The sequence below is a fragment of the Bradyrhizobium sp. SZCCHNR1098 genome (assembly GCF_032489375.1).
Taxonomy (GTDB): Bacteria; Pseudomonadota; Alphaproteobacteria; order Rhizobiales; family Xanthobacteraceae; genus Bradyrhizobium.
The window spans coordinates 256,348-271,437 of sequence record NZ_JAUEXY010000001.1 but is presented as its reverse complement, the minus strand read 5'-3'; the positions used below and the strand labels follow the sequence as shown (position 1 = coordinate 271,437).

The following is a 15,090-nucleotide window of genomic DNA, read 5'->3' as shown; positions in this document are numbered from 1 at the left end:
GCGCCGCACGATTTGAACGATTCCCTTAACGTCTCGCTCACCTGAAACGATACAGCTTGAATGATCGGCTTAAGCCGCGACGAACCCGTATGCCGGTAACTTGCATGGGCAGCAAACCGCAGGGGGCGAGCACGTATGAGCGCGACAGCCAAGCAGACCGTGACCCAGACCGCGACCAGGCGCCATCTCCTGCTCGCGTCGGATCGCGGTGACCAGAGCAGCGAGCTGGCGCGCATCCTGCGCTCGGTCGGCGATGTCGACATGATGCCGACCACCGAGATCCCCGAGAACCCCGGCAACCGCTTCTCCGGCGTCATCGTCGACATCAACCTGCGCTCGCCGGAGAGCGTGCAGCGGGTGCGCAAGAAGCTCTCGTCGCGCGCCTATAGCGAGGTGCCCCGCCTGTTCGTGCTCGCCGAGGCGCTGCACCATGCCACCATGCAGGCATGGGCGCTGGGCGCCACCGACACCATTGCGCGTCCGTTCAGCCCCGCCGACGTGCTGCAGCGCATTCGCTCGGCGCTTCCCGCCGACGACGGCTATGACGAGACCGATCGCGGCAAGCTGCTCAATCGCGGCGTCGAGGCGGCGCAGGCCGTCATGGTCAAGATCTTCGAGAAGCTGCCCGCCGGCGTCCAGTTGACGATGGAGGACATCGTCGCGGCCGAGAACAAGATCCTGAAGGCGATCAAGCACTCCTCGCTGCGCGAGTGGATGACCGTGGTCGGCTGCCATCACAACGACACCTATCGGCATTGCCTGTTCGTGACCGGCCTCGCGGTCGGCTTCTCGATTCATCTGGGCATGCGCGACGACGATCAGCGCCGGCTGGTCCGCGCGGCGCTGCTGCACGACGTCGGCAAGGCGTTCATTCCGGTCGCCGTCCTCGACAAGCAGGGCAAGCTGACGGCGGAGGAGATCGCGCTGCTGCGCCAGCATCCGCGCCGCGGCTACGAGGCGCTGTGGCGGCAGGGCGGCTTCCCGCCGGAGATGCTCGACGTGATCCTGCATCACCACGAGTTCCTCGACGGCTCCGGCTATCCCGACGCGCTGCACAACGAGCAGATCAGCGACATCGTGCGCCTCACCACGATCGTCGACATCTACGCCGCGCTGATCGAGCACCGCGCCTATCGACCGGCCTTCACGCATGCGCGCGCGTTTCAGATCATGGAGAACATGGGCCCGAAGCTCGACCAGCAGCTGCTGCAGGCGTTTCGCCCGGTCGCGATGGGCGCGCACTAGGACCGCGTGTCGTAACCTCGGTTCAATCCAGCAACTTGCGCAGCTCGGCCTTTGCGACCTTCTCCAGGGTCGAGCGCGGCATCTCGTCGACCAGCTTCACCTCGCGCGGCACCTTGAAGTCGGCGAGGCCGGCGCGGCAGGCGGCCAGCACCTTGTCGGCTAGCTCCTCGCGTGCGACCCCGGCTTGCGGGATGACGAACGCCACCGGCACCTCGTCCAGCATCGGATGCTTCTTGGCGACGACGGCGGTCTCGCGCACGCCGGGCACGGTGATGATCACCTGCTCGATTTCGGACGCCGCGACGTTCTCGCCACCGACCTTGAGCATGTCCTTGGTGCGGTCGCCGAACTTGATGAAGCCGTTTTCCAGCCGCGTGACGCGGTCGCCGGTGAGGAAGAAGCCGTCGGCATCGTAGCTCGTCCGCGTCGCCTCCTCATTGTAGAGATACTCCGCAAACAGCGACAGGCCGGGCACGCCCTTGATGGCGAGATTGCCGGTGCCGCCGACTTCGGTCGGCCGGCCGTCATCGTCGGTGATGCGGATGGTGTATTCCGGCGCGGCGCGGCCGATCGACATCGGCGTGTTCGGCTGGTCGACCTCGCCGACGATGCCGTGGGTGATGGTCTCGGTCATGCCCCACCAGCCGATGATCTTGATGCCGAACTTGGCGAAGGCGGGCGGCTCGGACATCGCCGTACCCCACAGCCGGAATTTGTGATGCTTCGGCACCTCCTGGTCGAGCAGCGCCTTCATGCAGAACGGGATGGTCGAGGTCCAGGTGCAGCCATGCTCGAGCGCCACGCTCCAGAAGCGGCTCGCCGAGAAGCGCGGCTGAATCACGCAGGTCGCGCCGACCCAGAGTGTGGCAAGCATCGAGTAGGCCAGCGCGTTGGTGTGGAACAGCGGCAAATAGGTCTGATGCACGTCGCCCTGATGCAGGTCCTCATGGACGGCGTTGACCTTGGCGCCCCATAGCGCGTTGGCATGCGTCCACAGCACCGCCTTCGGCCGAGACGTCGTGCCCGAGGTATATTGCACGCTGCATGGCGCCAGCGGATCGGCCGGACGGCGCGGTCGGTCGGCGCTGTCGGCAAACAGCGATTCGAAGCGCTCGCCTCGCCCGACGTCCGACGCCTCCGCCTGACCCGGATCGTGCGAGATCACGGCCATCCACTTGAGATCGCGGCAATGCGCCGAGATCATCTCGGCATCGGCCGGCTGGGTGATCGCGGCCACCGCACGGCAATGGTCGGCGAAGTAGCTCATCTCGGCGGCCGCCGAGCGCGTGTTGGTCGTGACGGCGAGCGCGCCCAGCTCGACGCAGGCAAACCAGGCCAGCATCGCCTCGACGCAATTGTCGAGATGGATCAGCACGGCATCGCCAGGCTTGACGCCGCGCTTGACCAGACCGGCCGCCAAGGCGCCGACACGTTCGTGAAACGCGCCGTAGGTCCAGCGGCGCGCCGGTGCATCGAACGGCGCGGAGATCAGGAACGGATGGTCGCGCCGGGTCTCGCTGCGCAGCTTCAACAGCCAGGGCACGTCCATGCCGTCGAACGGCGTCACGGTGCCCGCTGCCATCGTCGTTCCCTTCATCTTCGCTCCCGTCGTTCTTGAGTACGGCCTGTCTCCGGCCGCTTCGTTCTCGTCGTCATCTTCTGCCACCTTGCGTCGCTGCGATCAAATCGGGATTGAACCCGTCTCCGTTCGCGGGCGACCAATGGCGCGGCAAGACACGCCCGGAGGTTTGCATGCAGGCCGAGCCACGACCATGGCGGCTGCCCGATGCCCGCTATTTCCAGATCGCGGCATTGGCGACGCTGCTCGCGATCAATTTCGCCGTGATCGATTTCGGCGCGCGTCCCGCAGCGAGCGTGATCGCGGTCGCGGCGGCGCTGCTCACGCAGGCGGCCTGCTGCCGCATCTCCGGCGCGCCGCTCGATCTCAAGTCACCATTGATCACCGGCCTGTCGCTCAGCCTCCTGTTGCGCGCCGATGCACTGTGGCTGCATGCGGCGGCGGCAATGATCGCGATCGGCTCGAAATTCGTGCTGCGCATCGACGGCAAGCACGTGTTCAACCCGGCAGGGCTTGCCATCGTGGTGCTGCTGTTCACCGCCAAGGGCGTGTGGATCTCGCCCGGCCAATGGGGCACGGAGATCTGGCTCGCAAGCCTGGCTGGCTTCTTCGCGATCCTGGTGCTCAGTGCATCCCGCCGGGTGGATATCGCGGTGTATTTCTTCGCAAGTCACGCCGCGCTGCTGCTGCTGCGCGCTGACTGGCTCGGCGATCCCCTGGCGATCCCCGTGCATCAGCTGCAGAGCGGCTCGCTGCTGATCTTCACTTTCTTCATGATCTCCGACCCGCGCACCTCGCCGGACTCGCGCGTGGGCCGGCTGCTGTTCGCGCTGAGCGTTGCGGTCGCTGCGTACTACCTCACCTTCGTCCTGCAGATGCGGCCGGCGCTCTACGTGTCGCTGATCGCGCTGTCGCCGCTCACGCTACTGCTCGATCGGCTCGTGCCCGAGACCCGCTTTTCCTGGCGTTCGTCCGTTCCCGAAGGAGGTTCGACATGATCCTGCGTTACAGCAAGCTCTTCCGCACCGGCGTCGCGGCCATCGCGATCCTGGCGAACGCGGCGATGGCGCCGGCGAATGCGTTTTGCGGCTTCTATGTCGCCCAGGCCGACGCGAAGCTGTTCAACCAGTCATCGAAGGTCGTGCTCGCCCGCGATGGCGAGCAGACTGCGATCACGATGGCCAGCGACTTCGAGGGCGACGTGAAGGAGTTCGCGGTCGTCGTCCCCGTGCCGACCTTCATCGAGCGCAAGCAGATCGGCGTGGTCGAGCCGAAGACGATCGACCATCTCGACAAATACACCGCGCCGCGGCTGGTCGAATATCATGACGCCGATCCATGTGCGCCGGTCGTCGTTGCGGCGCGGGCGATGCCGGCGGCGCCGATGATGGCAGGCGCTGTCTATGAGATGGCCCGGCGGAACTATGGCGTCACCGTCGAGGCCAGCTACGACGTCGCCGAATACGACGTGCTGATCCTGTCGGCGCAGGAGAGCGACGGGCTGACGCGCTGGCTGACCGACAACAATTATCGCATTCCGCAGGGCGCGGACGCGGTGCTCGGCAGCTATATCAGGCAGGGCATGCGATTCTTCGTCGCCAAGGTCAATGTCGAGCGGATGAAGAACATCGGCAACGGCACCCTGCGGCCGTTGCAGGTGCGGTACCAGAGTCCCAAGTTCATGGTGCCGCTGCGGCTCGGCACGGTCAACGCCAGGGGACCGCAGGACCTGATCATCTATGCACTCACCAGGAGTGGCCGCATCGAGGCGGCCAATTATCGCACGGTGAAGATCCCATCCGATATCGATGTCCCGCTCTATGTGAAGGACGAGTTCGGGCCGTTCTACAAGGCGCTGTTCGAGCGGGCCGTCGCGCGCGAGAACATGCAGGCGGTGTTCGTCGAATATGCCTGGGATATGGCCTGGTGCGATCCCTGCGCCGCCGACCCCATGAGCAACAAGGAGCTGGTCGAGCTCGGCGCGCGCTGGATCGGCAGCGACGATGACACCGCCTTCAGCCTCCGCCGGGGCGCGGCCGGAGCCAACGCCTTCGTGACCCGGCTGCACGTGCGCTACGATGCGAAGTCCTTCCCCGAGGACATCGTCTTCGCCGAGACCAAGGACCGCAGCAATTTCCAGGGCCGCTATGTCCAGCGCCATCCCTGGCGCGGCGAGGCGTCCTGTGCCGCGGCGAAGACCTACCGGGACAGTCTCGCCGCACGTTTCGCCACGCAGGCGACGGATCTCGCGCAACTGACCGGATGGTCGCGCAGCGAGATCGTCGCGAAAATGGACAAGAGCGGCGAGACCGTGACGAAATGACCTCAGGGCGGCCTCGGCTCAATCCTGATACGAGGAGATCTCGATCAGGCTGCCGTCGGGGTCGCGGCAATATACCGAGCGCAGGGTGCCGCGTGCGCCCTGCTTGGCGACCGGACCTTCCTCGACAGCGATGCCGAGCGCCGTGAGATGCGCCACCACCTCGTCTGGGGTGCTGGCGGTGAGGAAACAGAGGTCGTCGCTGCCGGCCGCTACATGGTCAGCCGTGAACCAGTCGACCTTGTCCGCGTCCTTCGGTCGCACGTTGATCTTCTGGTTCCCGAACAGCAACGACGTGCGCCTCACCTTGCCTTGTCCGGGATCGAACACCTGGACCGTCATGCCCAGCACCTGTTGGTACCACGCCGTCGTGCGGTCGACGTCGGCGACATTGATGACCAGATGATCGAGCGCATCGACCTTGATCGGCATGGGGCTCTTCCCTCCTGATTGGATATCGATCTCGCCGCCATCGCGGCACTCTGTTACAGTCGATCCCGGCGGCTCGTTAGCCGCCGCTCAACGATAATGCCTGAGGAAACGCATGATTTCACGTCGTACCGCGCTTGGTCTGATCGCCTCCGCCGTTCCGTCCATCGCTGCCGTTGGCAAAGCGTCCGCGGCCGACTATCCCACCCGTCCGGTCCGCTTCGTGGTGGGTTATCCTCCGGGTGGCGCGACCGACATCCTGGCGCGGCTGATCGGCCAGCGGCTGTCCGAGACGCTCGGTCAGCAGTTCATCGTCGAGAACAAGCCGGGCGCCGGCAATAATATCGGCACCGATGCCGTCGTGAACGCGGCGGCCGACGGCCACACCGTGCTGCTGGTCAATCCGGCCAACTACATCAATGCGAGCCTCTACACCAACCTGAAGTTCAATTTTGTTCGCGATATCGCGCCGGTGGCCTCGCTCAACCGCGTCCCCAACGTGATGACCGTCAACAAGGACATCGGGGCCAAGAACGTCGCCGAGTTCATCGCCTACCTGAAGGAGAACCCCGGCAAGGTGAACATGGCCTCGTCCGGCAACGGCACCTCGGTGCATCTGTCGGGCGAGATGTTCATGGCGATGACCGGCACCAAGATGCAGCACGTGCCCTATCGCGGCGCGGCGCCCGCAATCACCGACATGCTCGGCGGCCAGGTGCAGGTCATCTTCGACAACATGCCCTCCATCATCCAGCACATCCGCTCCGGCTCGTTGCGGGCGCTCGGCGTCACCACCCAGCAGCGTTCGCCGCAATTGCCGGACGTCCAGGCCGTCGCCGAGACCGTGCCCGGCTACGAGGCGAGCGCGCTGTTCGGCATCGGCGCGCCGAAGAACACGCCCAAGGAGATCATCGAGAAGCTCAACAAGCAGGTCAACGTCATCCTGGCCGAGCCAGAGATCAAGGCGCGTCTGGTCGACCTCGGCGGCGAGCCGCTGATCCAGTCGCCGGAGCAGTTCGGCGCCCAGATCGTCGCCGAGACCGAGAAGTGGAAGAAGGTCGTCGAGTTCGCCGGCCTGAAGGTCGAATAGGACGAAGCGACGCAATCGCTGGTCGGCCGCCGCAACATGTTCTCGATGCGGCGCCGGCCCGCCAGACGGGAGTCGAGGGCTGAAGGTGAGGCGCCGCGCATGCGACACGTCACTGCCTTGGTTGGTGATCCGTTCCGCCGATTTGTCGTTTTTTGACCATGCCGGTGTGGTGCAACCCTCCGGCCAGAAGAGGAACAGATCATGCGCAAGGTGATGATGATGGCAGCCGGCCTCGTCGGCATTGCACTTGGCGGCGGTATCGCGCCGGCCTCCGCAGGCGGTTACGACTATCCCTGGTGTGTGCAGGGCCGGGGCGTCGGCTATCCCGGCGACTGCTCCTATCACACCTTCGAGCAGTGCCGGGCGAGCGCCTCCGGGCGCAATGCAGGCTGTGGCATCAATCCGCGCGTCGCGTTCGATCCTGCCCGCCGCGGCCCCTCGGTCTATGTCGACATGCCGCCGCCGCGCCGCGTGCACCGCTATTCGTATTACTGACACCCTCGACCGAACTCGGCACGCGCGGCCGATTGGCTGACGCAGGCGCGCTCCGGGTTCGCGCGGGCTTGCATCGACTTTGCGTTCGTATTAACTTTGTATTGCAAAGTTGAATGAGCCGGTCCCGGCTTCAGGTGAGACATGCGCGACCTCGACAAGGCGCTGGCGGACATCATTGCGATCCGTAGCCAGCTTGCGGCGGGCACGGCATTTCGCGGCTACGGGCCGGCGACGATGGCCGCGACCTCGGCCGTTGCGCTGGTCACGGCACTGCTTCAGCAGCTGTTTCTGCGCGACCCGACGGCGGACGCGTGGACGTTCCTGCTCGGATGGGCGGCGGCAGCCTGTGTCTCGCTGACGATGATCTGGTTCGAGATGCGGGCGCGGTCGCGCCGGCATCATTCCGGCCTTGCGGACGCGATGATCCACCAGGCGGTCGAGCAGTTCCTGCCGGCGGGCATCGCAGGCGTGCTGCTCGCGGTGCTCTTGTGGAAGTTCGCGCCGGAGGCGCTGTGGATGCTGCCGGGCCTGTGGCAGATCCTGATGTCGCTCGGCGTGTTCGCGTCGGTGCGCTCGCTGCCGCGCACGGTGGCGCTGGCCGGGGCGTTCTATTTCCTGGCCGGCTTCGCGGTGCTGCTGGTGGGCAGCGCCACGCATGCGCTGTCGCCATGGACAATGGGGCTTCCGTTCGCGATCGGACAGGGGCTGATGGCGGGCATTCTGTATTTTGCGACCGGAGAGTCCGATGTCGAAGACTGACGGCAGCGCGCCGTTCTCCTATGACGGCCTCGATCGCGTCATCCACGAGAAGGCCCGGCTCGGCCTGCTCACCTCGCTGATGGCGCACCCCAAGGGTCTCGCTTTTGCCGACCTCAAGCAGCTCTGCGGGCTGACCGACGGCAATCTGTCGCGGCACCTGCAGGTGCTGCAGGAGGCCGGCCTCGTCGAGGTCACCAAGGGCTATGAGGGCAATCGCCCTCACACCACTTGTCGGCTGACCAAGGCGGGACGCCGCCGCTTCCTCGATTATCTCGCCGTGCTCGAGCGCCTCGTCCGCGACGCCGCGGCCGCTGCCGGCAAGGAGCATACGCCATCGTCGGTCGGCCTGATCCCCGGCCGCGTCTGAATCGCGCATCGCATTTTTTTGACCTGGAGCTTTGCAATGCAAAGTAGTCTGCAACCGAAATCGCCTGCTGTGTCGGATGGCCTGCATGTCGGCATCATCATGGACGGCAACGGCCGCTGGGCGACGCGCAAGGGCCTGTCGCGGCTGCGCGGGCACGAGGCGGGCGTCGAGGCGATCCGTCGCGTCGTCGAAGCCGCGCCCGACCAGGGCATCGGGACGCTGACGCTGTATGCGTTCTCCAGCGACAATTGGCGACGCCCGCGTGCCGAGGTCGCCGCCTTGATGGCGCTGTTGCGGGTCTATCTCGCCAGCGAGGTGGAGTCGCTGGTGCGCAACAGCGTCCGCCTCACCGTGATCGGCCGCCGCGACCGGCTGCCCGGCGGCATCGCCGACGCCATCGGCCGGGCCGAAGCGGCAACCCGCAATGGCAGCACCCTGCACCTGCGCATCGCCGTCGACTACTCGGCGCGCGACGCGATCCTCGAGGCCGCAGCGAAGGCCCGCGAGATCGACGGCCTGACGCGTGCGGCGTTCTCCGACCTCGTGACGGGCGAAGCCGGCTTGCGCGACGTCGACCTGATCATCCGCACCTCGGGCGAGCAGCGCCTGTCCGATTTCCTGCTCTGGGAAGGCGCCTATGCCGAGCTGCATTTCACCCAGCGGATGTGGCCCGATTTCGATGCCGCAGATCTGGCGCAGGCGCTCGCCTCGTTCCGCGGCCGCGAGCGTCGCTTCGGCGGCCTCGAGGCGGTGCCGCTGGCGCCGGCACCGGTCTCCTGACGCCGACGCAATCTTTCCGCGCATCGGGGAATCATCTACCGCTTGCAGCACGAGCGCAGAGATCCCCTGATGAAGCACAAGCCGCGCCGGCCCGCCGGCAAGCCCCCGGTCAAATCCGGATCGATGGGCCACAGCGATACGCCTGATGCGCTGTGTGCCGCCGCCTTGCGGCTGCTGCGCGCCGGACAGCTCGAGCAGGCCGAGGATGCGTGCCGCCGCGCCCTGACGCTGGACGCGGCTTCCATCGACGCGCTACGTGCGATGGGCCGGGTCTGCCTGGCGCTCAAGCGCGCCGATGATGCGATCGAGTGGTTTGCCCGCGCCGTTCGGCAGGACGTTTCCGCAGCGGAGTCCTTCGTCGGCTTGGCGCAGGCGCTGCGGGACTCCGGCCGCGTCGATGAAGCGATCAAGGCCTATGATCGCGCGCTGCAGCTGCAGCCGGATGCGGTGGAGAGCTGGGATGCGCTTGGCGAACTGCTGCAACTGAGGGAGCGGCACGCCGAGGCGGCGCTGGCCTGCGATCGGCTGCTGCAGCTCGCGCCCGATCGTGCCGCGACGTGGTTTCGTCTCGGCGAGGTGCTCGAAGCCCAGGGCCGGCGTGACGAGGCGGCGCTGGCCTTCGATCAGATGGCACAGCTCAAGCCAGATCATGTCGAGGCGGCCAACAAGGCCGGAGCGCTTCATTTCGATGCTGGCCACTACGAGCAGGCCATCTCGCGCTTCGGGCAGTCGCTGGCGGTGATGCCGGATCAGGCGGGCGTGCTGTACCTGAAGGGCATCGCGCTGCGGCGGCTGCGCCGCTACCAGGAAGCCGAGACTCTCGGCCATCGCGCGCAGGTGCTGGCGCCTGACAATCCCGACTTCGCCAATGGCTATGGATGCATCCTGCAGAACCTCGGCCGTCATGATGACGCCGTCGCCATGTTCGACAAGGCGATCGCGCTCCGGCCGCAGACCGCGGATTTCCACAATCATCGCGGCACGTCGCTGGCCGAGCTGCATCGCTTCGCAGAGGCGTTCGAAAGCTTCGATCGCGCCGTCGCGTTGAAGCCTGATCTGGCCGATGCGCACTGGAACGCGGCGCTGTTCCGGCTGTTGACCGGCGACTTCGCCCGTGGCTGGGCGGCGCGCGAATGGGGACGAAAATGTCGCGCCGTCGGCTTCGTCGAGCGCAGCTTCGAGGCGCCGCTGTGGCTTGCGGATGCGCCCCTCGCCGGCAAGACGATCCTGCTCCATAGCGACGAGGGGCTCGGCGACACGATCCAGTTTTCGCGCTACGCCACAATGGTGGCCGCGCAGGGCGCGCGCGTCGTGCTCGAGGTCGACGCGCCGCTGCAGCCGCTTCTGTCCGGCCTGGATGGCGTGGCGCAGTGTCGTGCCCGCGGCATCGATGCGTTGCCTGCCATCGACTATCACTGTCCGCTGTCGAGCCTGCCGCTCGCGTTTGACACTCGGCTCGACACGATCCCTGCCGCGCCGTGCTATCTGCCGCGCCCTCCCGAGGCGCGCCGGGCGATCTGGGAACAGCGACTTGGTCCGCATGACCGCTTGCGGGTGGGCCTGGTCTGGTCCGGCAACCCCGCGCATCTCAACGATCACAACCGTTCGATGCCGTTGCCGACGCTCGCGCCGCTGTTCGAGATCGGCGCGCGGTTCGTCAGTCTGCAGAAGGAGCCTCGGCCGTCCGACAAGGCCGCACTCGCCGCGCGTGACGACATTCTCGATCTCACCGCTGACATCGGTGACTTCGTCGATACAGCGGCGCTGATCGATAATCTCGACCTCGTCATCACCGTCGATACCAGCGTGGCGCATCTGGCCGGCGCGCTGGGCAAGCCGACCTGGATCATGCTGCCCTTCACGCCGGACTATCGCTGGCTGCTCGGCCGTGACGACAGTCCGTGGTATCCGAGCGTGCGGCTGTTCCGCCAGGATGCGCGACGTGACTATGCCGACGTCGTCGCGCGCGTTCGCGAGGCGCTCGCCGCACAGCTCGCGACGTTCAGCCCCTGATGAACGCTTGAGCATCAACCAACGCCATAACTGAAATGTGATTGGCTGGCTGAGCCGCCGGCGCGTGCCGCCTGATGGCGATTGAGCTGCGTCAACGGATTTCTGCGTGCGTATGGCAAACGGAACGCCTGCTTCAGCGACGAAGGCGTTTTTGGAATGAATCAGCAGGAATCCGAGCTCGTCAGCGACATCCGGCCCGTTCAGGACGTGCGTGCTGAGCCCGGCGCTGTCGTTCCCGCGTCGGCGGTGCCTGTTCCCGTGTCCCATCAGCCGCGGCGCAGGTGGGCGTTGTGGCCGCTTCTGCTGCTCGTGCTCGCCGGCGGAGTCGCCGGCGGTGGCGGTTATGTCTGGTGGCAGCGGCTGCATCCGCCGCTGCCGCTCGGCATCAGCGTCAGCAACGGTCGCATCGAGGCTGACCAGATCGACATCGCGACCAAATTTGCCGGGCGCGTCGCCGAGCTGCGCGCCGATATCGGTGATCGCGTCGAGGCCGGGCAGATCGTGGCGCGGATGGACACGAAGGAGCTGCAGCAGTCGCTGTCGAAGGCGCAGGCCCAGGCCGAGCAGGCGCAGCACGTCGTCGATCAGGCCCGCGCCAATCTCGCGCAATTGCAGGCGCACAAGACGCTCGCCGAGCAGGAGATGGAGCGCACGCGCAGCCTGCTGCAGAACGGCTGGACCACACGCGAGCTGGCCGATCAGCGTCAGCAGGCGCTCGACAATGCCACCGCCGGCCTCGCCGGCGCGCAGGCGCGAATTTTCGAAGCCGAACGCGCGCTCGAAGCGGTTCGTCACGACGTCGCGCTCTACACCGTCCAGATCGCCGACAACTCCCTGATCGCGCCGAAGCCCGGCCGCATTCAATATCGTCTCGCCAACGTCGGCGAAGTCCTCGCCGTCGGAGGTAAGATCTTCACCATGCTCGACATCGGTTATGTCTACATGGACGTGTTCCTGCCGACCGAGGAGGTCGGCAAGGTCAAGATCGGCACCGAGGCGCGCATCGTGCTCGACGCCTATCCGGATCGTCCGATCCCGGCGAAAGTGTCGTTCGTGGCGAGCCAAGCGCAGTTCACGCCGAAGACGGTCGAGACCCGGAGCGAGCGCGACAAGCTGATGTTTCGCATCCGTGTGCGCGTCGATCAGGACAGATTGGCCGCGCACGCCGATGCCGTGAGGAGCGGGTTGCCGGGCGTGGCGTATGTCCGGTGGAATCCGGACGTCGCATGGCCGGCGCGTCTGCAAGTGTCGCCATGACGGCTGACACGATCGGCGATGCGCCTCCGGTCGCGATCGTCAGGAACGTCTCGCAGCGCTATCGAGACGTCGTCGCGCTCGACGATGTCTCGATCGATATTCCCGCCGGCCGCGTTGTCGGGCTCATCGGTCCCGATGGCGTCGGCAAGTCGTCGCTGCTGTCGATCCTGGCCGGCGCGCGCGCGATCCAGGACGGCCAAGCGCGCGTGCTCGGCGTCGACATGGCGGACCGGCGCGCCCGCACCCAGGTGTGTCCGCGGATCGCCTACATGCCGCAGGGCCTCGGCAAGAATCTCTATCCCGATCTCAGCGTGCGCGAGAACATCGCGTTCTTTGCCCGGCTGTTCGGCCAGTCGAGATCCGAGCGCGAGTGGCGCATCGCTGAGCTGATGGAAGCGACGGCGCTGTCCGATTTCGCCGACCGGCCGGCGAAAAAGCTGTCCGGCGGCATGAAGCAGAAGCTCGGCCTGTGCTGCTCGCTGATCCATGATCCCGATCTTCTCATCCTTGACGAGCCAACCACCGGCGTCGATCCGCTGTCGCGCCGGCAATTCTGGGACCTGATCGACCGCTTGCGCGCGCGCAGCGCGGCGGACATGAGCGTCATCGTCGCGACCGCCTATATGGAGGAGGCCGAGCGTTTCGACTGGCTGATCGCGATGAACGACGGGCGCATCCTCGCGACCGGCACGCCGGCGGAGCTCAAGGCGCAGACCAAGGCGGCGTCGATCGAGGACGCGTTCGTCGCGCTGCTGCCCGACCGCCCGGCGCGCGACCGGGCCGAGATGCCGGCGAAGTCCGAGCTCGACGGCAGCCAAGAGACCGTGATCGTCGCGCGCGACCTGACCTGCCGCTTCGGCGATTTCACCGCGGTCGACCGCGTGAATTTCCAGATCCGCAAGGGCGAGATCTTCGGCTTCGTCGGCTCGAACGGCTGCGGCAAGACCACGACGATGAAGATGCTGACGGGGCTGCTGCCGCCCACCGAAGGCGAGGCGCTGATCTTCGGCCGCTCCATGGAGGCCGGCAATCATGAATCGCGCAGCCGCGTCGGCTACATGTCACAGGCCTTCTCGCTCTATGGCGAGCTCACGGTGCGGCAGAACCTGGTGCTGCATGCGCGGCTGTTCCATCTGCCGCTGGCCGCTGCCGGGAAGCGGATTGCCGAACTGGTCGAGCGCTGCGACCTCACCGACCATATCGACAGCCTCGCGGCCGATCTTCCGCTCGGCATCCGCCAGCGCCTGTCGCTCGCGGTGGCGATCGTCCACGGACCCGATCTGCTGATCCTGGACGAGCCGACGTCGGGCGTCGATCCGGTCGCGCGCAATCAGTTCTGGCGCCTGCTGATCGAACTTTCGCGTCAGGATGAGATGACGATCTTCGTCTCCACGCATTTCATGAACGAGGCGGCGCGGTGCGACCGGCTGTCGCTGATGCATGAGGGGCGGGTGCTGGCGACCGATACGCCGGACGGGCTGATCCGCGCCAAGGGCGCGCAGACGCTGGAGCAGGCGTTCATCGCCTTCCTCGAGCAGGATGCCGGCGTCGCCGATCCGCCGGTCACGCTGACCCAGGCGAAGCCCGATCCGCGTCTCGTCGATCGGCCGCAGGACGACCGGGGGCAGGCCGCCCTCAGTCTGCGGCGGCTGCTCGCCTATACGATCCGCGAAGGTCTCGAGCTGATCCGAGACCCGATCCGGCTGATGTTCGCGCTGTTCGGAACGGCGTTCCTGATGATCGTGATCGGCTTCGGCATCTCCACGGACGTCAACAACCTGACCTTCGCCGCGCTCGATCGCGATCAGTCGCCGGAGAGCCGTGCCTATCTGTCGGAGCTCAGAGGCTCGCGCTATTTCGTCGAAAGGCCACCGCTCGCGGGCTATGCCGAGCTCGAACGGCGGATGAAGAGCGGCGACATCAAGGCCTCGATCGAAATCCCGCCGAACTTCGGTGTCGACATCAAGCGCGGCCGGCCGGCCTTCGTGTCGGCCTGGATCGACGGCGCGATGCCGTTCCGCGCCGAAACCATTCGCGGATATCTCGAGGGCACGCATCAGCTCTATCTCTCCGATCCCGCCGTCAAGACGACGCAGCCGTTGCCGGCCTCGTCGGTCAATGTCGAGATCAGGTTCAAATACAACCAATCCTTCGACAGCATCTACGCGATGGCCCCAAGCACGATCGCGCTGCTGCTCGCGCTGTTTCCGGCCATCCTGATGGCGCTCGCGGTCGTGCGCGAAAAGGAGCTGGGGTCGATCACCAATCTCTATGTCACGCCGGTGACGCGGCTCGAATTCCTGCTCGGCAAGCAGCTGCCTTACATCGCCGTTGCGCTGGTGAACTTCGTGCTGATGTATGTGATGGCGACGGTCCTGTTCCGCGTGCCCCTCAAGGGCGCCCTTCTGCCGCTGATGGTCGGTACGTTCGTCTATGTCGTCACCACCACCGGCTTCGGCATGCTGATCTCGACCTTCTGCCGCACCCAGATTGCGGCTCTGTTCGGGACCGCCATCCTCACCGTGCTGCCCGCCACGCAGTTCTCGGGCATGCTGGTCCCGGTGTCGTCGCTGTCCGGTGTGGCCAAGCTGATCGGCATGGTCTTCCCGATGACGTACTACCGCCCGATCGCGGTCGGCACCTTCACCAAGGGGCTGGGCTTTGCCGATGTCGGCGCCGACATCCTGATCCTTTTGATCTTCATTCCCGTCCTGACGGGGTTCAGCCTGGCGATGCTGCCGAAGCAGGAGGCGTGA

Annotated in this window: 13 protein-coding genes; 11 read left to right on the top strand and 2 right to left on the bottom strand. The window is 66.2% G+C overall.

The features are described 5' to 3' along the window. The first annotated feature begins 135 nt into the window (after window positions 1-135). Window positions 136-1,245, top strand: a complete 1,110-nt coding sequence (locus QX135_RS01210; RefSeq protein ID WP_315735500.1) for an HD-GYP domain-containing protein — start codon at window positions 136-138, stop codon at window positions 1,243-1,245. Between the two features lie 22 nt (window positions 1,246-1,267). On the opposite strand, the gene QX135_RS01205 is transcribed toward QX135_RS01210, so the two are convergent. Next, entirely contained in the window at window positions 1,268-2,842 is a 1,575-nt protein-coding gene (locus QX135_RS01205) for an AMP-binding protein (protein ID WP_316177790.1), read from the bottom strand. 155 nt (window positions 2,843-2,997) lie between these two features. On the opposite strand from QX135_RS01205, the gene QX135_RS01200 reads away from it, so the two are divergent. Both QX135_RS01200 and QX135_RS01195 read left to right on the top strand, forming a co-directional pair. Continuing rightward, window positions 2,998-3,822, top strand: coding sequence for an RnfABCDGE type electron transport complex subunit D (locus tag QX135_RS01200; protein ID WP_316177788.1), 825 nt, complete (start codon window positions 2,998-3,000; stop codon window positions 3,820-3,822). Next, a complete protein-coding gene (locus tag QX135_RS01195) occupies window positions 3,819-5,147 on the top strand; it encodes a DUF2330 domain-containing protein (protein ID WP_316177786.1) in 1,329 nt (442 codons plus the stop codon). Before QX135_RS01200 ends, QX135_RS01195 begins: the two co-directional genes overlap by 4 nt. A gap of 18 nt (window positions 5,148-5,165) precedes the next feature. On the opposite strand, the gene QX135_RS01190 is transcribed toward QX135_RS01195, so the two are convergent. Then, window positions 5,166-5,576, bottom strand: a complete 411-nt coding sequence (locus QX135_RS01190) for a VOC family protein (protein WP_315775782.1) — start codon at window positions 5,574-5,576, stop codon at window positions 5,166-5,168. Between the two features lie 112 nt (window positions 5,577-5,688). Here QX135_RS01190 and QX135_RS01185 point away from each other — a divergent pair, with 112 nt between their 5' ends. From QX135_RS01185 to rbbA, 8 genes are all read left to right on the top strand, one after another. Beyond that, window positions 5,689-6,663: a tripartite tricarboxylate transporter substrate binding protein gene (locus QX135_RS01185; protein ID WP_315735490.1), complete on the top strand. Its 975-nt coding sequence runs from the start codon at window positions 5,689-5,691 to the stop codon at window positions 6,661-6,663. 201 nt (window positions 6,664-6,864) lie between these two features. Beyond that, window positions 6,865-7,158 (top strand): DUF3551 domain-containing protein, encoded by a 294-nt coding sequence (locus tag QX135_RS01180; RefSeq protein WP_316177783.1) that lies wholly within the window; start codon window positions 6,865-6,867, stop codon window positions 7,156-7,158. Between the two features lie 141 nt (window positions 7,159-7,299). Then, window positions 7,300-7,917: a hypothetical protein gene (locus tag QX135_RS01175; RefSeq protein ID WP_315735485.1), complete on the top strand. Its 618-nt coding sequence runs from the start codon at window positions 7,300-7,302 to the stop codon at window positions 7,915-7,917. Beyond that, on the top strand, window positions 7,904-8,284 hold the full coding sequence (locus tag QX135_RS01170; RefSeq protein ID WP_315735483.1) for a transcriptional regulator: 381 nt from the start codon (window positions 7,904-7,906) through the stop codon (window positions 8,282-8,284). The genes QX135_RS01175 and QX135_RS01170 overlap by 14 nt, the downstream gene beginning before the upstream one ends. Window positions 8,285-8,320: 36 nt before the next feature. Continuing rightward, window positions 8,321-9,064, top strand: coding sequence for a di-trans,poly-cis-decaprenylcistransferase (locus tag QX135_RS01165; RefSeq protein ID WP_316177781.1), 744 nt, complete (start codon window positions 8,321-8,323; stop codon window positions 9,062-9,064). Between the two features lie 69 nt (window positions 9,065-9,133). Continuing rightward, window positions 9,134-11,077: a tetratricopeptide repeat protein gene (locus QX135_RS01160; RefSeq protein WP_315735479.1), complete on the top strand. Its 1,944-nt coding sequence runs from the start codon at window positions 9,134-9,136 to the stop codon at window positions 11,075-11,077. Between the two features lie 156 nt (window positions 11,078-11,233). Continuing rightward, complete coding sequence (locus QX135_RS01155; protein WP_315735477.1) at window positions 11,234-12,334, top strand: HlyD family secretion protein; 1,101 nt, start codon at window positions 11,234-11,236, stop codon at window positions 12,332-12,334. Beyond that, entirely contained in the window at window positions 12,331-15,090 is a 2,760-nt protein-coding gene (gene rbbA / locus QX135_RS01150; RefSeq protein WP_315735474.1) for a ribosome-associated ATPase/putative transporter RbbA, read from the top strand. Before QX135_RS01155 ends, rbbA begins: the two co-directional genes overlap by 4 nt.